This window comes from Methanofollis sp. W23 (assembly GCF_017875325.1).
In the GTDB taxonomy this organism is placed as follows: domain Archaea; phylum Halobacteriota; class Methanomicrobia; order Methanomicrobiales; family Methanofollaceae; genus Methanofollis.
Genome location: NZ_JAGGMN010000001.1, coordinates 1,489,923 through 1,507,285 on the forward strand (window position 1 = coordinate 1,489,923; position 17,363 = coordinate 1,507,285).

17 protein-coding genes and 1 tRNA gene are annotated in these 17,363 nt (G+C 60.5%); 6 read left to right on the forward strand and 12 right to left on the reverse strand.

Going from position 1 to position 17,363, the window contains the following annotated elements; translation table 11 throughout:
- Positions 1 to 14: 14 nt before the first annotated feature.
- A complete protein-coding gene (locus J2129_RS06270) occupies positions 15 to 1,844 on the reverse strand; it encodes a hypothetical protein (RefSeq protein ID WP_209630053.1) in 1,830 nt (609 codons plus the stop codon).
- Positions 1,845 to 2,306: 462 nt separating this feature from the next.
- On the opposite strand from J2129_RS06270, the gene J2129_RS06275 reads away from it, so the two are divergent.
- Together J2129_RS06275 and J2129_RS06280 are read left to right on the forward strand one after the other, a co-directional pair.
- On the forward strand, positions 2,307 to 2,603 hold the full coding sequence (locus J2129_RS06275) for a hypothetical protein (RefSeq protein WP_245320655.1): 297 nt from the start codon (positions 2,307 to 2,309) through the stop codon (positions 2,601 to 2,603).
- A 139-nt stretch (positions 2,604 to 2,742) separates the two neighbouring features.
- The gene (locus J2129_RS06280; RefSeq protein ID WP_209630055.1) at positions 2,743 to 2,934 is read left to right on the forward strand and encodes a hypothetical protein; all 192 of its coding nucleotides are present in this window, start codon (positions 2,743 to 2,745) and stop codon (positions 2,932 to 2,934) included.
- A 386-nt stretch (positions 2,935 to 3,320) separates the two neighbouring features.
- On the opposite strand, the gene J2129_RS06285 is transcribed toward J2129_RS06280, so the two are convergent.
- Positions 3,321 to 3,393 (reverse strand) — tRNA-Glu (locus tag J2129_RS06285).
- A gap of 139 nt (positions 3,394 to 3,532) precedes the next feature.
- On the opposite strand from J2129_RS06285, the gene J2129_RS06290 reads away from it, so the two are divergent.
- Complete coding sequence (locus J2129_RS06290; protein WP_209630056.1) at positions 3,533 to 3,916, forward strand: PRC-barrel domain-containing protein; 384 nt, start codon at positions 3,533 to 3,535, stop codon at positions 3,914 to 3,916.
- Between the two features lie 553 nt (positions 3,917 to 4,469).
- Here J2129_RS06290 and ilvE read toward each other — a convergent pair.
- Genes ilvE through cfbA form a run of 5 tightly spaced genes read right to left on the reverse strand, consistent with a single transcriptional unit; the run spans position 4,470 to position 9,422 of the window.
- The gene (gene ilvE, locus J2129_RS06295; protein ID WP_209630057.1) at positions 4,470 to 5,336 is read right to left on the reverse strand and encodes a branched-chain-amino-acid transaminase; all 867 of its coding nucleotides are present in this window, start codon (positions 5,334 to 5,336) and stop codon (positions 4,470 to 4,472) included.
- Between the two features lie 34 nt (positions 5,337 to 5,370).
- A complete protein-coding gene (cfbB, locus tag J2129_RS06300; protein ID WP_209630058.1) occupies positions 5,371 to 6,759 on the reverse strand; it encodes a Ni-sirohydrochlorin a,c-diamide synthase in 1,389 nt (462 codons plus the stop codon).
- Positions 6,760 to 6,763: 4 nt separating this feature from the next.
- The gene (cfbD, locus tag J2129_RS06305) at positions 6,764 to 7,834 is read right to left on the reverse strand and encodes a Ni-sirohydrochlorin a,c-diamide reductive cyclase catalytic subunit (protein WP_209630059.1); all 1,071 of its coding nucleotides are present in this window, start codon (positions 7,832 to 7,834) and stop codon (positions 6,764 to 6,766) included.
- Between the two features lies 1 nt (position 7,835).
- A complete protein-coding gene (cfbE, locus tag J2129_RS06310; protein ID WP_209630060.1) occupies positions 7,836 to 9,017 on the reverse strand; it encodes a coenzyme F430 synthase in 1,182 nt (393 codons plus the stop codon).
- A complete protein-coding gene (gene cfbA, locus J2129_RS06315) occupies positions 9,018 to 9,422 on the reverse strand; it encodes a sirohydrochlorin nickelochelatase (RefSeq protein ID WP_209630061.1) in 405 nt (134 codons plus the stop codon). It abuts the gene before it with no gap.
- 1,187 nt (positions 9,423 to 10,609) lie between these two features.
- Between cfbA and J2129_RS06320 the strand changes: the two genes are divergently transcribed.
- Genes J2129_RS06320 through J2129_RS06330 form a run of 3 tightly spaced genes read left to right on the forward strand, consistent with a single transcriptional unit; the run spans position 10,610 to position 13,096 of the window.
- Positions 10,610 to 11,746, forward strand: a complete 1,137-nt coding sequence (locus tag J2129_RS06320; RefSeq protein ID WP_209630062.1) for a methanogenesis marker 9 domain-containing protein — start codon at positions 10,610 to 10,612, stop codon at positions 11,744 to 11,746.
- Complete coding sequence (locus J2129_RS06325) at positions 11,718 to 12,539, forward strand: triphosphoribosyl-dephospho-CoA synthase (protein ID WP_209630063.1); 822 nt, start codon at positions 11,718 to 11,720, stop codon at positions 12,537 to 12,539. The genes J2129_RS06320 and J2129_RS06325 overlap by 29 nt, the downstream gene beginning before the upstream one ends.
- The gene (locus tag J2129_RS06330; protein WP_209630064.1) at positions 12,527 to 13,096 is read left to right on the forward strand and encodes a DUF447 domain-containing protein; all 570 of its coding nucleotides are present in this window, start codon (positions 12,527 to 12,529) and stop codon (positions 13,094 to 13,096) included. Before J2129_RS06325 ends, J2129_RS06330 begins: the two co-directional genes overlap by 13 nt.
- 3 nt (positions 13,097 to 13,099) lie before the next feature.
- Here the strand turns inward: J2129_RS06330 and J2129_RS06335 are convergent, their stop codons facing one another.
- The 5 genes from J2129_RS06335 to J2129_RS06355 all read right to left on the reverse strand — a co-directional run bounded on the left by J2129_RS06335 (position 13,100) and on the right by J2129_RS06355 (position 17,357).
- Positions 13,100 to 13,372 carry a hypothetical protein gene (locus tag J2129_RS06335; RefSeq protein ID WP_209630065.1) on the reverse strand — a complete coding sequence of 91 codons (273 nt, stop codon included), beginning with the start codon at positions 13,370 to 13,372 and terminating at the stop codon, positions 13,100 to 13,102.
- 1 nt (position 13,373) lies between these two features.
- Positions 13,374 to 13,577, reverse strand: coding sequence for a hypothetical protein (locus tag J2129_RS06340; RefSeq protein WP_209630066.1), 204 nt, complete (start codon positions 13,575 to 13,577; stop codon positions 13,374 to 13,376).
- Between the two features lie 62 nt (positions 13,578 to 13,639).
- On the reverse strand, positions 13,640 to 15,403 hold the full coding sequence (locus J2129_RS13045) for a glycosyltransferase family 39 protein (protein ID WP_245320657.1): 1,764 nt from the start codon (positions 15,401 to 15,403) through the stop codon (positions 13,640 to 13,642).
- Between the two features lie 848 nt (positions 15,404 to 16,251).
- On the reverse strand, positions 16,252 to 16,884 hold the full coding sequence (locus J2129_RS06350) for a hypothetical protein (RefSeq protein WP_209630067.1): 633 nt from the start codon (positions 16,882 to 16,884) through the stop codon (positions 16,252 to 16,254).
- Between the two features lie 80 nt (positions 16,885 to 16,964).
- Positions 16,965 to 17,357: a type IV pilin N-terminal domain-containing protein gene (locus J2129_RS06355; RefSeq protein ID WP_209630068.1), complete on the reverse strand. Its 393-nt coding sequence runs from the start codon at positions 17,355 to 17,357 to the stop codon at positions 16,965 to 16,967.
- Positions 17,358 to 17,363 lie beyond the last annotated feature (6 nt).

Below are 17,363 nucleotides of genomic sequence, written 5' to 3' on the forward strand. Positions count from 1 at the left end.
AGGAGACCGTCCCCTCACGAGAAGGCCGTGGTGATCAGCACGATCGAGACGATGTACGCGATCGGGTAGAACCAGACCAGCACGCGGTCGAGGCGTTCGGCCACCTCTTTCTGCTCCTTGGTCGCAAGCCACTTGAGATAGAGGTTGTAGACCACCGTGAGCCCGCTGACCACGAAGGTGGTGATCAGGACGGCGTCAAGGAAGGTGAGATAGCCAAGGCGGGGGAGGTCGCCGGCGATGGTGAAGTTGAAGGCGATGAAGAGGAGGAGGTTGGCGCTTGCCACGTCGGCACGCTTGCTGTAGTCCTTGAGGAGGAAGGTGACCCACCCGAGCATGATCAGGATGAAGATCGGGACAAAGATCCTGAGGATATAATACTCAAGGTGCCGCTTCGCATCAAAGCCGAACGAGAACCTGGAATGGACCTGGTTCTGCTCGACGGTGTCGACCTCGGTCCAGTATCCCGTGATATACCACTCCTCCTCGCCGAGTTGCGTGCCGACGATCGTCTCGCCCTCCCAGTCGGCATACCTGAAATACTCTTCCGGGTACAGGGCCTGGATCCTGATGTAGAAGGTCTGGGTGTCGAATGGATAGTCCTTGAAGTAGAAGTCAGGGGCCTGGAAGGTTGTCCAGAAACGCTCAAAGTAGGTCGCCGTACCATTCGAGGTGATGGTGATGAGTTGGTTCTGGGTCCACCTATTCCCCTGCTGGTTGAAAAGGGTGAACTCAGGCCACCTCGTCCCTTCGGCCTCGACAAAGTCGTCGATCTCCCGGTAGATCTTGAATGGGACGCCCTCTTCCTGGGGGTCGAAGGCAAGCACAGGGTCGTTCCACTGCATCCTGATGTTGGCGACGGCAGCGTAGTTCTCAGCCTTCTGATCGACATTGGTGATCTGGTCCAACTCCACCGCGGCCAGGACGGTGACCGGTTCCCGGATCACCTTTCTCCCACCGAGGACGGCGGTGCCGTCGAGCACCTCGGGATCGTTGATCCCGACGCGGAGCCTGAATGTACCTTCGCCCTCCCCCGCCTCGACACGGAGGACCAGGCCCTCGGTCTCGTCGGCCCTGAGTTGATACGAGAGCGCCGCCCTGGTCCCATGGTCCAGAAAGTTTGCCGCCATCATGGGCTTCCCGTCCACGCTCTCAAGGATGAGGACCGGTCTCAGGTCGCCGGAGACCGAGTCCACCACAGCATGAACGGTGTCCCCGGCCTCGAGGTTCTCGAGCGGGTAGAAGGTCGAGGTCTTGTCGGCGGTGAGATTGCCGCTCCGCTCCTCGGCACCTTTGCCTGCCGGCGGCATCGCAGGGTCTGGGACGGCAAGGACCACGCCTGGCGTCGGTGTCGCCGTGCCGTAGAGTACACCAGGTGCATCGATCCCGAGCAGAAGGCTATATTCGCCGAAGGTCTCGGTCAGCGGCGACGAAGTGACAATGAGTGGATAATCGCCGTCTTTCGGGACGACCCACTTGAGGACGGCAGTATGTCCTTCAGCGCTGTCGTCGTCCCAGGCAAGGAAGAACCGGTCGGCGGCCCCGGTGATCTCCGCGACCGGTTCCCCGCCACCCCTGACCCCGGTCTGGACCATGGTCCAGAACTCCTCTCCCAGGGTGGTGCGGTTTGTCTCGGGCGGGGCGATCGCGACGAAGGGGTCGAGGTTTCCTGAACTCCGGTTCACCCGCACCGAGATGGTCTCCCCGGCCTGTAAGTCAGGGAGAAGATAGACCACACCGCCTTCTTCGAGCACCCTGCCTTTGAGGGCCTGCACCTCTTCTGCAGAGACCAGGGCCGGCACGGCAAGCATGAGGCATATGACCACGAGCAATGCCCGGCAGTCCATCCGAGATAGTCCCCCTCTTCGTCCTGGCAGCACCGGCGCGGTGGTCCCCGCTCCTGCCAGCACGACTCTGCTCTCTACTGCAGAGGACGACATATATGTCTTTCCTCGGTGTCAGGCATGGCGGCCGGAGAGTCGTCTTTTCTGCGGCACATTCTTCCCTGGTATTCCCATGCGCTTCAAAGGGTCGGGTGCGGGGTCAGGGTGAGGTGCTCCCACCGTACTTCGTTCTCCTTCTCGGCCATGATGAGAACCCGGGGTTCACCGATATTTTTCCGAGATATGAGGTGGAATATCAGATCATACAGGCGATGCAGGAAGGAAATGCATGGTATCTCCAGATAGATGTCGATATCATGCAGGGAGGAGTGCGGCGTAACGTGAAGGCCCTGTCTCAGGTCGGACGACGGCAACATTTTTAAATTCATGGTGGATAGAGGCCGCGGTAGGGGGGGGAATGAAATGATGGCAAAACGGACCGTGAAGGTGAAGCGTCTTGGGGTGGTCTCGGTCGGACTCTTCTTTGCCGTGCTGATGGCACTCTATGCACTGATCCTCGGGATCATGGTATTTTTATTCGGGGACTTTGGCCAGGGGGCCGGGATGCTCCAGACCATCGGGACCGGGATCGCCGGGATCCTTATCAGCGTGATCTTCTTTGCGATCGGCGGGTTCATCGGCGGGGCGATCGCTGCGCTCATCTACAACCTGGTCTTCGCGGCCACCGGCGGGATCGAGATCGACCTCGAGATGATGGATTAGAATCATCTCATCTGATTTTTCGAGACCCTCTCTCCAGAACTGAAGGGGGCGCACGATCTCGTATAGAGAGCGGTCAGAGGCGATCCTTCCCATGCGCTCCCCTCAAAAATGATAATAGGCCCGAGTGTATACTAAATCTATGAAACAACATCTCAACTCACTGCCCCTCACCCTCTCTCTCCTCGGGATCGCATGCGTCCTGCACTTCATCGGGAGCGAGTACTATTTCTTCGGTGCGGCACCGACCGGGTTCAGCATTGGGACGCTCGGTCTGATCATCGCCATGATGGGGGTGCTGCTCAGCGGCTACCTGGCATTGAAGGAAGAGTAAACTTTATTGTGACTGCTTCCTATCGACCGAAAATCCACATACAGGGATGAGGGCGCCGGAGGAGTATGCCTCGTGAGTGTGAGATGAGCGAGCCTGAAAAATTGCTCGTAAAAAGTTTTAGAGAGATCTCCTTGATGTTTCTCTGTGGCGGAAGCATGCCGCCCCTAATCGTAGAATTTTTCCTGGAATCTCGCACCGGGGAGAGACCCCCCGGACCCCCACGACAAAGATAACCGAGGGGGGCAATGAAGTGGTGGTCACTATGGTCTCCTGCCGTATGCGTGATCCAGGGGTTCATGCAAAATTCTACAGGAACGAAATTTTTGAGAAAATGAATTTACGAAATGATTGGTTTTGAAAAAGGGCATCTGGAATGTTGCCCGGAATGCTGCCATGGGGATTCGAACCCCAGTCGTCGGCGTGAAAGGCCGACATGATTGGCCACTACACTATGGCAGCAGAAGTGCCATATTGTATATAAAAATCCTGGTACTTAAATTTTCGGGCGGTCACGGGGCACCGCCCCTCCACTCCTCCACAATCTTCAAATAATGGGATAGCCACAGACGCACGCGCACAAAAGGGGGGAGCAGAAGAGATGAGTTTTGCAAGTCCGGTCACGATAGTCCACCCGCGGATTGTGGCCACCGAAAAGATCCTTGGCAGGAGAGTGAAGAACGCCCTCGGTGAAGACCTCGGCGAGATCCACCACCTGATGATAGACATGGGCTCGGGTTCGATCGTCTTTGCCGTCCTCTCCTCGGGCGGGATCATGGGCCTGGGAGAGAAATTGTATCCTGTACCCTGGCAGGCACTCACCGAAGAGGAGGACGACTTTCTCCTGAAGATGAGAAAGGAAACGATGGAAACGGCACCGAACTTCGACCACGGCCACTGGCCAAAGGCCGACGACCTCTCGTGGTTCGAACGGGTGTACCGGTTCTACGACTACAGTCCCCCCTGGGAGAGCGAGATCAAATAAAGAGGGATCCCTGGACCGTCTGCACTCCCGGGCAAACGAAGATAACGCGAGAAGACCGGAGGTGCTGACGCTCTTGCTCCCCAGAGGGGAGATGACCCTTGATTCCGTCTTCCTACCCAGACATCCATGCATTCATCCCTTCTCACGCCACCGCGCCGGGGTGCTGCCCCCGGACCCGAGGGACGGAGAGAGAGACGGGAAGGCAGAGCGATGATCATGACGATGGGATGCGATCCCCCGTCAATCATCATCAGCAGGGGTTCAGGGGGCGGCACACCCCACGGTGGGTAGGGTCCGGACATTCAGGAACGAAAGACTTCAGTTCAAGACGATGGTCAAGCCTCAGGGAGTTCTGGGATCTGCTTTTTGTGTGAATGAGACTCAAACCCCCTTCCCATAGTCTCTCACCACGGGCTTTGCTCCAGGACTCCGCGGATGAAGAGAGGGCAGGACATGAAAGGCCAGGGGCGGCATCAACGCAGGGATACGCATCAAGAGAGGTCTTAACACAGCCCCTCAATCACCAGAAAAGAAGAACAAAAAGGGGACCCGATCAGTAGATCGGGGTGCCTTCCTTCGCGGTGATGGCGGAGAACCCGGCCATCAACTGCTTGGTGATCGGGCCGGGGGTACCGGTCCCGATGGTCCGGCCGTCGATGGTGACGATCGGGCCAAGTTCGGCCGCCGTGCCGGTGACAAAGACCTCGTCGGCAGTATAGAGGTCGAAGTAGCCGACATCGCGCTCCATCACGGTGAGCCCGAGGGCCGCCGCCGCTTCGAGGACGACATGCCTGGTGACCCCACGCAGGTTGTTGAGGGTGTGCGGGGTGATGAGGACGCCATCTTTGACCAGGAAGAGGTTGTCGCCCGAGCCCTCGGTGATGTTGCCGTGGGTGTCGAGGAAGATTGCCTCGTCGCCGCCCTTGTAGTTGGCCTCGATCTTCGCAAGGATGTTGTTGAGATAGTTGAGGCTCTTGACATTCGGCGGGAGAGCGTCGGCGGCGTTTCTCCTGACCGAGACCGTGACGGCAGTAAGCCCCTTCACGTAGAGGTCGCCGTACATCGCGCCCCACCCGGCGGCGATGATGAAGACCGTCGGGGTGGCGCAACTCCTGGGGTCCAGGCCCATGTTGCCCTTGCCGCGGGTGACCACCGGCCTGATATAGGCGTCCTTGAGGTCGTTCCTGCGCAGGGTCTCAAGGAGCGCCTCCTTGAACTCCTCCTTGGAGAGGGGCACCTCAAGGTCGATCGTCTTGGCCGAGTCATAGAGCCGGTCAATGTGCTCGTCCAGTCTGAAGACCCGGCCATTGTATGCCCGGATCCCCTCAAAGACACCGTCACCGTACAGCAGGCCGTGGTCAAAGACTGAGACCTTCGCCTCCTCCTCGGGGACAAACTCACCGTTGAGGTAAATGATCATGAATTATCTGTTGGCGCGATGTGGGTATAGAAGTTTATGGTTCGTTCCGCCGTTCCCTGCACCTGGCGACGAATCCACGGTACAGGGCGGCGCTTGCCACCGGGTGGAGATGGGTGTAACTCGCGAGTACCTGGCCTCGGACCGCCCCGTCCTTCCTGCCGGCGATCCCGGTCCCTCTGGAGAGGCGGTAGGCATAGGTCGTCCCTTCGGCAAGGTCGACCTCAGAGTAATGGAACTCGTGCCCGCGGAACCCCCAGTCCCCGAAGGGACATGCCGGACCGGCACGCCCCTCGACATAGCCCAGGGTCCGGCGGCCCGGGATAGCGGCGTCGCCAGGGAGGACGCCGCACATCTCGTAGACCTCCTCGTGCTCCCGCCCCTGCCATCCTGATCGGAGGGTGAGACGGTCGGTGAGGTAGACGAGCCCGCCGCATTCGGCATAGATGGGGACGCCGTCTCCGGCCGCGGCACAGAGTCCTTCTCGCATCCGGAGATTTTTCTCAAGCCCTTCAGCATAGAGTTCAGGATACCCGCCGCCGAGAATATACCCGTCGGCCTCTGGGAACGAGTCGTGGATCGGGCTGAAAGGAACGACCTCGGCCCCGAGCGCCCCAAGGAGATCGAAGAGGTCGTGGTAGTAGAAGTTGAAGGCCTCGTCATAGGCGACCGCGACCCTGAGGTCTGGCGCCTCCTGCACCGGCGCAAAGATCTCCCTGACACGCCCCTGCGGGGTGTACTCGGTCATCAGTCCCTTCAGGGTGTCGAGGTCGATGTATGAGGCGACCACCTCCTTGATGGCCTCGACCCGTGCCAGGAACTCGTCGCCCTCCTGGCCCTCGCGGTACGGGACCAGCCCGAGGTGGCGCATCGCAAGCCGCATCCCCTCGTCTTTCGGGACCGCCCCGATCACCGGGAGCCCGCAGTAGTGTTCGATGGCTCTGGTTGTTTTGTCACGGTGACCTTCGGTCCTGATGTTGTTGAGGATGACGCCGGCGACCCTGACGTCGGGGTCGAATCCGGCATACCCGTTGACGATGGCGGCGGCGCTCCTGGTGATGCTCCTGGCGTCCACGACCAGGACCACAGGAAGCCCGAGGGCCTTGGCGACCGAGGCGGTGCTGCCTGCATCGCCGGTGGCCTCGGCCCCCTCGAAGAGCCCCCGCACCCCTTCGACCAGGGCGAGGTCGGCGCCCTCCGCCCCGTGCTCGAAGACCCCCTGCATCTGGGCCGGAGACATCACATAGGAGTCCAGGTTCCGGCAGGGCCTGCCGGTGACCGCCGTGAGATATGACGGGTCGATGTAGTCCATCGCCACCTTGTAGGTCTGGACCGAGGCCTCCCGCGAGAGGAGAGCGGCGAGGGCGAGGGTAATGCTCGTCTTCCCGCTGCCAGACCGGTCGCCTGAGATGAGGAGGGCTTTCATCAGTTCACTCTCCGTTCATGCTCCGCAACACCGCGCCGAACTCGCTCTCCACGATCTCCCTCACTCCGAGAGTCTTGGGGTGGAGGTCGACCTCGACGACGACCATGGCATGGCCGATCGCCTTGAGGGGCGCGACCTGGCGCGGGCCGTTGGTGACCGAGATCGTCTCGATACCGTCGGTGTATTCTGGCGGGACGGCATGGGGCACCCCGACCAGGAAGGCGAAGTCTGGTTTGATCTCCTGGATCCGTTCGCCGACGGCCTCGCCGTTCTCCCCATACTCGTCGAGGGCGCCGAGGAGTGCGGGGTCGATCCCCCGCTCTTTCATCCCGGCCAGGATACGAGCGGCGTCGGCCCGCACCTTGGGGAGGCCGCGGTCTTCGAGGTTGGCAAGATAGGTGATCTCGGCCTCAGGGCAGACCTCGTGGAGGGCGCAGAGTTCGTCGGCGAACATGTACGCCGTCTCTTTCTTTGCATTGAGCACCGCGACCCCCTTCTTCCCGCTCCTCGCAAGGTCGAGGAGACGATGGGCGGCACGGTGCTTGAGGTCGCCCCGTGAAGGCTCGATGTACGGCTGCGAGGCCGCACCCCTGAGACGTTCCACCTGGTTTGCCGCGGCGAGGAGACGGCGCTGCCGTTCGAGTTCGTCCCCGGCGATCCACCCGGCCCGTGCGGCGGGCTCGAGGACCGCAAGGACGCCGTCGATGTTCTCCCTGAACCCGGCATGGATCTCGACCCCGATGGTCGGGGTCTCCACCCCTGAGCCTTCGATGGCCGCCTCGATGTCCTCGCCGATGATCATCGAGACACAGGTCCCGATCACTGCCATCCGCGTCGGAGAGAACTCTGCCTCGGCGTACCTGAGCACCCGCTCCAGAACACCCTGGCCACCGAAGATGAACTCGTTCTCGCCGAGCGAGGTGGTCAGGACCCGCATCCCGTCTTCTTCAAGGAGGCGGGCATGCTTGAACGAGCACCCCGACGGGCCGTGGAGGATGGCCACCTCCACTCCCAGGTCGCGGGCGGTGTACAGGGAGGCGACGATCGAACTTGGCCGTGGTTGTACGTATTCCATTCTATCTCCATGTCTTGACGGCAAGGACAATAGTCCCACCGTTGCTCATCTGCTCTGCTCTGCGGATCCCGTCCTCCAGGTCGGTGGCCGTCACGGCGTCGGGAGGGAGGTCGGCTGCATCGTAGTCGCCGACGACGACCAGGCGGTCTGGGCTGATCGCCGCCACCGCCGCCTGCACCTCCGCAGCCGGGAAGCCCTCGCAGATGGTCTGGCCTTCGGTCCCGATCACCAGGACAAGAGGGGCGCCGCCCCCCAGGGCCCTGGCGTACGCCGCGGCATCAAGGGCGACCTCGCGGCAGGCACCGCTGTTGGCGCAGTCGACGGTGAGGCCGCCAGCCTCACGCGAGACCGCCATCCTGCCTGGCAGGGGGGCGAAGGTCGCAAGCCCGGCCGGGTCGTACCCGAGCAGGCAGGCCGCGGCGGCGGCCAGGTGCAGCGGTGTCCGGTAGCCCCGCAGGGCAAGGAGGGGGTTCTCGAATGAACCCTGCACTTTTCCGTACTGGTAGGTGCAGCGCGTCCCTTCGACGGCGGCGACCTCGTCGGCGACGACGCCGCCGGGCACACGCACCCCTTTGGGGACGAGCACCAGTGGCGCTGCCGCAAGGGAGCGGACCTTCTCGGTAAGAGCCCGCTTCTTCCCGGCGGCACAGGGATAGTCGTCGCCCGAGGTGAGGATAGCAAGGTCGCCTGCGCCAGAGACTCCAAGAGATTCTTCAGCGACGAGCCAGCCCTCGCACGCGACCGCCTCTTTTGCCGCGGGCAGGACCGAAGCAGGGGTGATCGAGCGTCTCCAGAGACGTTGACGCGCAGGAAAAAGAGAAGTTTCCATCGAGGTGTGAAGCACCCCACGGCCGCCGAGCACATGTGCCAGGGCCGTCGCCGTGGTAGTCTTCCCCCTCGCCCCTGTGACCTCGACCATCATCCTTGGGCGGCATGGGGCAAGGAGGCGGCGGACCGCCTCATGATGCGTGACGCACTCCGGCGCCCGCCCGAGCAGGGGATGATCGGGATCGAGATGGACCGGGGCGACGACCAGGTCATAGGACCGTCGCGCCGCCTCGGCAGCGGGGATCCCGCCCTCGCCGCGGTAGACATCCACCGCATCGACGGTGTGTCCGGCCTTCTCAAGCGCCCCCGCAATCTCGGTGCCGCCGTGGATCGTGTCGAGGACAAGAATTTTCATTCAGGCGTCTGCGTTGATTGCTTCCTCGGCGTTCTTGACCATCAGGTCGGCCAGGAGGGGGTCGGGCCCGATGGGGCCGGCATAGACCAGCGGGATCTCGCCGCCGTTGTGGGCAAAGGTGCCTCTGGTCCCGCCCTCAGGCAGGCCGAGAAGGGCCGGGATGTCCTTGAGGATGTGAACGCCCTTTGCAAGGAAGAGCGGGACGACGACGAGCATCTCGATATCATCGTCCTTGAAGAGGTTCAGGGCGTCCTCCACCGTCGGGGTGTTCATGGACATGAATCCTGGCCTGACAAGGTATTCGGGGTGTTTTTCGGCGATATGGGCGGCGGTCTTCTCGATGAGTTCCTTGTTGTAGGAGAGTTTGCTGCCGTGTCCGACGAGTAGTAATCCCTTTCGTGACATACACTATTGAGTACTACGTTCGTAGCATAAATGTATTACTGATTGGCTTTTCGGCCGCCCCTGGCGCAGTACATTTCAATACTCGGCTCTGGAGAATTCAAAATGAACTTGGGGTCACACAAATCTCTTGACCCGCCGCCCCCGCATATCCTCTCCCCATAAGGGGTCTGGATGAAATGAGGAGAGAGGCTGGAAGACAGGGAGACGATTGCTCATTGTGTATGGAGTCACGCCTGGCGCGGGTTTTTCGATCTTCGAGGTCATCCCAAAACTCTCCCGTCCTCCTCCCCCCTGATGATGGCGATGGATGAGAATGAAGAGAGTCCTCGGTCCTGATGACCGATCAAGCCAAGGGCGCTTATGGGATATGCTCCATGAAAGTGATCCAGAATATCGGCCCGTGAGATTCTGATGAAGGGCATATCTCAAAACTCTCCTGGGATGAACATTCCCTTGAACCAGAGTGCTTCCTTCCAGAAATTCAAAACTCCCTTCTCGACCGGGGTGCGTGCCGCCCCCCCTGTCCTCCCACTGATGAAGATAGGTGAAGGATTGCGTCCCGTTTTCATGGTTTTTTCTCTGCCTTCCCGGCCCTTTCGCCATCCTGGAGGTCCGGGGGCGGCGGCCCGGATGCGATCGTTCGAGGAAGGCATGGCAGACCAGACCGATCGACGTGCTGCCCCACATAGAGACTAATGAATGTTTTCCTGGTTTCTTTCGCCGGGGGGAGACCCTGCGAAACCCCCGCGACGAAGATAGAGGTCAGGTGGCAGGACCCCAGCGAAAAGATAGAAGAAGGCGATGAATGGATGTTCTCGCTACGAAGACAGGAGAGTTTGACACCATCATCTTTCTTTATCTCTGGCAGAGGGGAAACTCAGGAGAGTTCTTGGATGACCTCGATTTCAACCTGGATATCGTCCACAGCATCAAGAATTCCCCTGACCCCCGCCATTCCCGCAGGTCGATGCGGCCACGGAGTTCCCGTCGAGTGCCGCGAGAGATCGTGCCGGAAGAACCGGGCCTACCTGATGCCCTGAAAATAGGTGCACCCCTCCAGGAAAGGGGGATATCAGGCGCGATGACCTCAAGCACTGCACCTCGCGTGAACGTACCGGCGAGACGTACGCCCTCAACGACCAGTAACAAAAGGGCTTTGTGATGGCAGTGACAACATTTCTGGAAGCATGATCGAGTGGTACGAGCGCTGCGGATTGATTCTCAACGGCCAGGTGGTGAAGACCCCGGTCGTCATTGCTTCGATGGCAGGGATCACCGACGCCGGGTATGTGCTGGCCAGAAAAGAGCATATCGGTGCCGCGTTCATTGGGGGATACTCCATCGACGCGGAGACGATGGAGGCGAGCCGTGCAATGGCGGCGGCCGGGCGGGACGAGTTTGTGTACGATGACCCCGTCGCCGAACTGAAGACGCAGACTGAGGCCCTTGAAGGGTGCGGAGTTCTCGTCGGGCTGAACCTGCGGGGGAGCACGCCTGCGTCGTACGCGGCGGTCGCCAGGGAGATCGGGGACGGCGTGGTCTATGAGGTCGACGCCCACTGCCGCCAGCCCCAGATGACGGCGCTCGGGTGCGGCGAGGCCCTGCTGCACGAGCCGCACCGGATCGTCGAGATCGTCGAGGCGCTCAAGGCCCAGGGTGTGACCGTCTCGGTGAAGATCCGTGCCGGGGTCGCGGACGACGACGCCGCACTTGCCCGTCTCCTCTGGAAGGCCGGGGCCGACATCCTCCACGTGGACCTGATGGACTTTGGCTATGCACGGATCCGCCAGATCAGGAATGCCTGCCCGTTGCCGCTCATCGCCAACAACTCGATCACCTCGTTCGACCGGGCAATGGACATGTTCGCCCATGGGGCCGACATGGTCTCCCTTGCACGACGCTCGGACGAGCGGACCCTGGCCGGGATCGATGCCGCCATCAGGCGGAGGGCCGACGAGGTCGGGTGGTACAACGCCCCCAAACAACTCTGCCGGGGCGGCGACATCAGGGCGCTCGCCTTCTGTTGTCTGCCGGTGAAGCACTGCCCGCTCATCCCGTTCCTGGAGAAGGTCGGACTCACCAGGGAGGAGTATATGGACCTAAAGGCCAGGGCGGTCACGGGCACGCCCCTTGCTGAGGGGAAGATGACCTGCTTTGGGAGTATGGCCTGGTGCTGCAAGTCGAGTTCACCGTGCATGCTGCGCGGGATCGCGGCGAAGACGGCCGGGATCACCGACCAGGAGTATATGCACCTGAAGCGCGATCTCGCCGACAGGATTATGGAGTGCGTCTTTGATGAAGTGCCGGAGGAAGACGCGGACTGAACTGGCGCAGCTCGCGATGGCCCTGGAGGTCTCGGCCTCCCCAAAGCCAGGGAACGTGGACCGCGGGCACGATTATCCGGACACCCGCCTGGAACATTTCCTGGCCTCCACGATCTTTGCAGGCCGTGCCCTCGCCCTGGCCGAGAAGGGGGAGCCCGGGATCGGCGAGGTGATCCTGGAAGCGGTAAAGGATACCAACTGCCATGCCGGCGGGAACACACACTTTGGGGCGTTCATCCTGCTCGTCCCGCTGGTCCGGGGCGGCGGGGTCGAGGGGGCCATTCGGGAGGTCGGGGCCACCACAGTCGAGGACGCGGTGGCCTTCTACCAGGCCTTCGGGGCGACGCAGGTGCGGGTGCTGGAGCGCGACGCCCTGGACGTGAACGATCCCGCGGCCATTCAAGCCCTGCGTGATGAAGGGATGACGCTCTATGACGTGATGGCCTACTCGGCACCGCGGGACATGGTGGCGCGGGAGTGGACGAACGGGTTTGCCCTCTCGCAGGAGACGAGGGACCTCCTCTTTGCCCATGGGTCAGGGAAGGAGGCGATCGTGCAGACGTTCCTCGATCTCCTTGCAACCCACCCCGACACTTTTGTCGCGAAGAAGTTTGGTGTGGAGAGAGCCGCCCGGACGATGGCGCGGGCCGGCGAGGTGAAGGCAGGAAAGGTCTCGCTCGAGGACTTCGACGAGGAGTGCCTGGCCGCCGGGGTGAACCCTGGTTCGCTGGCCGACATCATGATCGCGGGGATCTATCTCGCGCTCAATGAGGGGTGGGAATGGGATTCCTGAGAGAGGGGATCAACGAGGTGATCGCCACGACCCGCGGCAATGCCGCACCGATGGGGATCATCTCCCGCAACGGCACCCTCTCGATGGTCCTCTTCAAGGGTTCCCACACCGAGGCGAATATCAGGCGGGACGGATGGGTGGTCGCCAACCTCACCGCCGACCCGGTGGTCTGGGTGCGGACGGCCTTCGAGGACCTGCCGCAGAAAGACCTGGTCGCCGAGGTGGTGGCGGGCAGGGAGGTCGAGCGTCTCCGCACCTGCGAGGCATGGGCGGCATTTGCCGTGGAGGTGAAGCACGAGACCGCCGAGAAGATCCTGGTCGCCCTCACCCCGCTCGCCGCCCCGGTCGCCCTGGAGAAGGGAGTCTGCCCGGTGAACCGCGGGTTTGCCGGGATCATCGAGGCGACGGTGCATGCCACCAGGTTTGTCCGCACCCGCGATCCAGGTCTTCGGGCCCTCATCGACCACCACCTCGCTCTGGTGCAGCGCTGCGGTGGACCGCGGGAGTGGGAGGCCGCACGGGTGCTGGAAGGGTTCATCTCTGAGGAAAAGGAGTGAGGGTCACGGGAATACGGAATAGATCTCTTCTCTGGATTTTACGCGGTAGAAGATCAGGGCACCTGAACTGGTGAGTCTGCATCCAATCCTGTATCTTCCCACCCGTATCCGGTAGAAATCCGAATGCCCTTTCATCCTTTTGAAATCAAAATCAGTGTAGAGATCGTTGGAGTCTGGTATAGCAGAAAATACCAGTTCTTCTATATTTTTTCTGAGGGGAATCGGCACCTTTGTGAGATCTTTTAAAAATGTCTTTTTATAGAGGCATTGAACCATTTCAAACTGATTCCTTCATTTTTTTATAATATTCCCGCGCCTCTGCACGGTCGAGGGGCTCATCATCATCTGCCTCCTCAATGTAGTGTGAAAGGCCGTAATCCTCAATGATGGACTCGATCCGTTCAAAGGTAGAGATATCGATGATGACGCCGACCGGGGTATTGTCTTCGGACATCACATACTGACGTTTAATATCAAGCATAAGATTCTCCCCGATACACTCTTTCGCGTCTGTTGATATAAATGATGACCAGTCTCCCCCCACTAAAACGGGAAGACCGCATACTGGATGTACCAGAGATATTGCACCAGGGGGATCCAGAAATGATACCCCTCCCAGCAGAGGGTGGCAAAGCGGAAGTCCACCACCGCTCCCCATGCAAGGGTGAAGAGCATCAGGACCGGGAGGAGGGAGGCAAGGGCTATGGGCCGGGTCTTCCCTGCGGCCGTGAGGAAGTAGAGGAGAGCGGCAAGGGCGAGGAAGAGATAGGTGAGGGGCATGAGAAATGCCACCTGGCCGCTTATCTCTCCCCCTGAGAGAAGTTGGAGGACGAGGTAGATGAGGGGGAGGTCGATGACGATCAGCCAGAAGAGGGTTTTCAAGGAGCGCGCGATCTCGACCTCGCCAAACCCGACATACCTGAGGGCATAGGTCCCGAGCACGACCAGCGGGAGATAGATAGGGCTGAGATAGCGCATGTCAGGGACGATCCCCTGACTCCCTCCCATCCAGGGGATGGACTTGAGATAGGCGGCCAGGACGATGAGAACGGTAAGGGCGAAGAAGGCGATGAGTCGGCCGTCACGAGAGGAGAAGGAAGAGCGTCCGGAGGTGTAGAGTTGGTAGCCGACCGGGACGAGGAGGAGCAGGGCGAAAAAGCCGAAAGAGGAGACCTGGAAGATCCCGGCCGAGCCTGAGTACGAGGGATCGAAGAAGGTGCCGTAAAATCCTGAGAGGAGATCGCCGGCCGGCGGGGCATAGTGTCTGGCCACCGTCGCCCTGAGGGTGCCGGCCGCAGACGGGAGGCCTGAAGGGGCGGCGGCGCCGTACCCGGCCACCCAGGGGAGGAGGAGGGGGTGTCCGGTGAGGCCGAGGTTGTTCACAAAGAGCGGGAGGGCCCCGAGCGGGACGCCCGATATGGCGAGGGCGGTCTTTCCTGACTCGCGCCACCCCTTCCTGACCGAGAGGAGGAGCGCAAAGAGCGCAAACCCCACGAGGAGCGAGGGCCCGAGTTCTGGCCTGGCCCATGCGGTCCACCCGACGGCGATGAACGCGGAGAAGAGATAGAGCGGGCGGTCTCTGGTGAGGGAGAGGACGAAGCAGTAGATCGCGATCGTAAAGAAGAGCATCACCAGCATGTGGTCCTTGGCATTCCCGGACCAGAAGAGATAGGACGACGAGGCAAGTGTTGCCACGAGGCCAAAGATCCCCCAGCGGACCGACCCGAAGACCTCCAGGAAGATATGATAGACGAGGAGGGCAAAGAGGGCGAAGGCGATAGTGTTGGTGAAGACGATGGCCGCGACCTCAGGATAGACGCTGACGTCAGCGGGGTGCACCCCGCGCACAAACCAGAAGGGGTGGTACAGGGCCATGTTGAGGACAAAGAGGATGCCCCAGGAGATGATGGCGGCATAGGTCCAGGGGATCCCATGCCAGCGTGCGTATCTGGGGTACCACCACTCGATCATGAGGACGACGGCAAGGAGGAGTGCCGACCAGAGGAGGATGACAAAGAGGCGGAAGGAGTCGTCGAAGAGATCGAAGAAGTAGTATGCAGGGAGGGAGAGGGTAGGGAGTGCCAGGGTGTAGCAGAGACAGTCGTGGTGCGAGGCAGCATAGGCGGCAGAACCGTACGGGTGATACCCGTACAGGAGGTCGTCGCCCTCGACCAGGTGGTTCACCTGGTCTGCGGAGATCCATTCGTCGGTGATGTAGATGGCCGGGTACGAGATGGTGAGGGCGAGGAGAAAGGAGAGAAGGAGGATCACGAGGTCCAATTTCAGGGCATGCGTCCTCTCTGTCACCTCGCCGTCCCCTTCTTCAGGGGGACTGCAGGGGAGATCACGTGAATAGGATTCTCTGCATGTTGTATCTCCCTCCATACTCTCGATCACACCGTCTATGATTCTATGCTCATCTCCTGGAGGATATATACTATTTTTGATATTCTCCCGCCCTCCATGAATGAAATCAGAGTCCAGGAGAGAAAGGGAGGGCACAACTTCTGATCACCGTGCGAAAAGAGAGAGACTCCCTCTGACTTCATGCTTGAGAACATTTTCAATTTTCGGCCCTGGAGAATCTGGCATGAACCTGGGGCTCACGCATACGGGATGAAAATATTAGGTGGTCTCAGGGTTATGGACCCTTGCTCTCTCTCTGGAGCAGGACACTATATGGGACCACCACTTCATTGCCGCCACCTCTCTTCGTTGTAGGGGGTCGGGGGAGTTGGACCCTCTGTGCAAGATTCCAGGAAAGATTCTACGATTGAAGGCGGCACGCTTGATCACCACGCCTTCCCACACGCGTACGCCCGGGGTCCTGCCCCCTGACCCCCGGGATGGCGATAGGGGCGGGAAGGCAGAGCGATGATCATGACGACAGGATGCAATCCCCCGCAAATCCCCATCAGCGAGGGCTCGGGGGGTGGCATGTCCCCTCCCGCCAGAAGGATCCAACGGCGAGAATGATACGAAGGCATGCTCTGAGCCCTGTAAAATATCTCACCAGTCCCAGAAGTGAGCACGAATCGCCTGCCTTCCCTAATCTCAGGGACGATTTTCAGGGACGTGGCCTCCATCCAATCGCAAAAAAGGTTCAGGGACCTGATTCACCGACCAGGTCCAGGAAAAAATTTCCGGGGTCCAGTTCACCTCTCCTGCCCTGGTTCCGAGGGACTTGTCGAGGAGGAGAAGTCTTCTCCTGGTCGAGGTGATTCATCTGAAGTCTCTTCCAGAGCATCGTCCTCATCAGGATCTTCTTCTTCCAGATACTCCTCCTCGATCTCGGCATGGTATGCCAGCCATGCGACCCCCAGGACCATAGGCACGCCGACCGGAATCGAGAAGCCCGCAGGCCCATGGAGAAGGGGGCCGTACTGGACGACGACCGAGGCGAGATAGGCGATCCCCGCTCCCGCAATGAGGAGGGAGAGGAGTTTTTTGATGGACGCATACTCCTCATACCACCTGCAGACAAGATACATGACCGCAGCGACCAGGAGAAGGGTACCGCCGATCCATAACAGGACCGAGAGGGCGGTCTTCCCCCCAAGGATGCCAGATGAGACATACTCGAAGTCGCGCACGAGAGTGATGAGGTTTGTCCCCAGATAGGTCTGCTGGTAGCGCAGGAGCGGGAACTGGAGGCCTGCACCCAGGCCATCTCCGATGAGATAGATGTTTGCAGGCAGGACGAGTATAAGGGTAATGAGGGCGGAGAGCGTGGATTTCGTGATCTTGTGCGCCACTCCCTCTCCGCCCGGCATGGGTATGGGTTCCATAGAGTGTCCAATTGAGTCATTCACAGTCTTCTCTCTCATGATAGGAGAGGAGACGAGATGGAAAGCATCGTTTTTTCTGGTCAGATCTGGGTGTTCAGGATGACCTGCGACGATCCATCAAGGTACGTCGCCATGACCATCACCTGGTGCGTTCCCCACGGGTCGGCGATCGGCGTGGCATTGGTTGCAGACGCGCCGACCTCGTGATCGAGCCAGTTTGTCTGTTCGACCCCATCGATCGTCCAGTTCAGGTGATCGATCTCCCGGTCCCCCATGCCTCCGACATAGGTCACGCTGATTGTGCCGTCTTCGTACTGCGTTGCCGTCGCCCCGACGATCCCGTTCTCCTGGAGATCTCCAGTAGAGCCGAAACCAAAGGAGGCAACGATGGCGGCAAGGGTCACCACGACAGCGACCATGAGGATTGTGGCGATGGTCGAGGAGACCGCGTCGTCATGTACAGACTGAACCATGGGCCT

What these genes read in the sequence shown, in the direction of transcription:
- J2129_RS06270 (WP_209630053.1), bottom strand. Translation starts at nt 1,844, where the DNA reads ATGGACTGCCGGGCATTGCTCGTGGTCATATGCCTCATGCTTGCCGTG.
- J2129_RS06275 (WP_245320655.1), top strand. Translation starts at nt 2,307, where the DNA reads ATGGCAAAACGGACCGTGAAGGTGAAGCGTCTTGGGGTGGTCTCGGTC.
- J2129_RS06280 (WP_209630055.1), top strand. Translation starts at nt 2,743, where the DNA reads ATGAAACAACATCTCAACTCACTGCCCCTCACCCTCTCTCTCCTCGGG.
- J2129_RS06290 (WP_209630056.1), top strand. Translation starts at nt 3,533, where the DNA reads ATGAGTTTTGCAAGTCCGGTCACGATAGTCCACCCGCGGATTGTGGCC.
- ilvE (WP_209630057.1), bottom strand. Translation starts at nt 5,336, where the DNA reads ATGATCATTTACCTCAACGGTGAGTTTGTCCCCGAGGAGGAGGCGAAG.
- cfbB (WP_209630058.1), bottom strand. Translation starts at nt 6,759, where the DNA reads ATGAAAGCCCTCCTCATCTCAGGCGACCGGTCTGGCAGCGGGAAGACG.
- cfbD (WP_209630059.1), bottom strand. Translation starts at nt 7,834, where the DNA reads ATGGAATACGTACAACCACGGCCAAGTTCGATCGTCGCCTCCCTGTAC.
- cfbE (WP_209630060.1), bottom strand. Translation starts at nt 9,017, where the DNA reads ATGAAAATTCTTGTCCTCGACACGATCCACGGCGGCACCGAGATTGCG.
- cfbA (WP_209630061.1), bottom strand. Translation starts at nt 9,422, where the DNA reads ATGTCACGAAAGGGATTACTACTCGTCGGACACGGCAGCAAACTCTCC.
- J2129_RS06320 (WP_209630062.1), top strand. Translation starts at nt 10,610, where the DNA reads ATGATCGAGTGGTACGAGCGCTGCGGATTGATTCTCAACGGCCAGGTG.
- J2129_RS06325 (WP_209630063.1), top strand. Translation starts at nt 11,718, where the DNA reads ATGAAGTGCCGGAGGAAGACGCGGACTGAACTGGCGCAGCTCGCGATG.
- J2129_RS06330 (WP_209630064.1), top strand. Translation starts at nt 12,527, where the DNA reads ATGGGATTCCTGAGAGAGGGGATCAACGAGGTGATCGCCACGACCCGC.
- J2129_RS06335 (WP_209630065.1), bottom strand. Translation starts at nt 13,372, where the DNA reads ATGGTTCAATGCCTCTATAAAAAGACATTTTTAAAAGATCTCACAAAG.
- J2129_RS06340 (WP_209630066.1), bottom strand. Translation starts at nt 13,577, where the DNA reads ATGCTTGATATTAAACGTCAGTATGTGATGTCCGAAGACAATACCCCG.
- J2129_RS06350 (WP_209630067.1), bottom strand. Translation starts at nt 16,884, where the DNA reads ATGGAACCCATACCCATGCCGGGCGGAGAGGGAGTGGCGCACAAGATC.
- J2129_RS06355 (WP_209630068.1), bottom strand. Translation starts at nt 17,357, where the DNA reads ATGGTTCAGTCTGTACATGACGACGCGGTCTCCTCGACCATCGCCACA.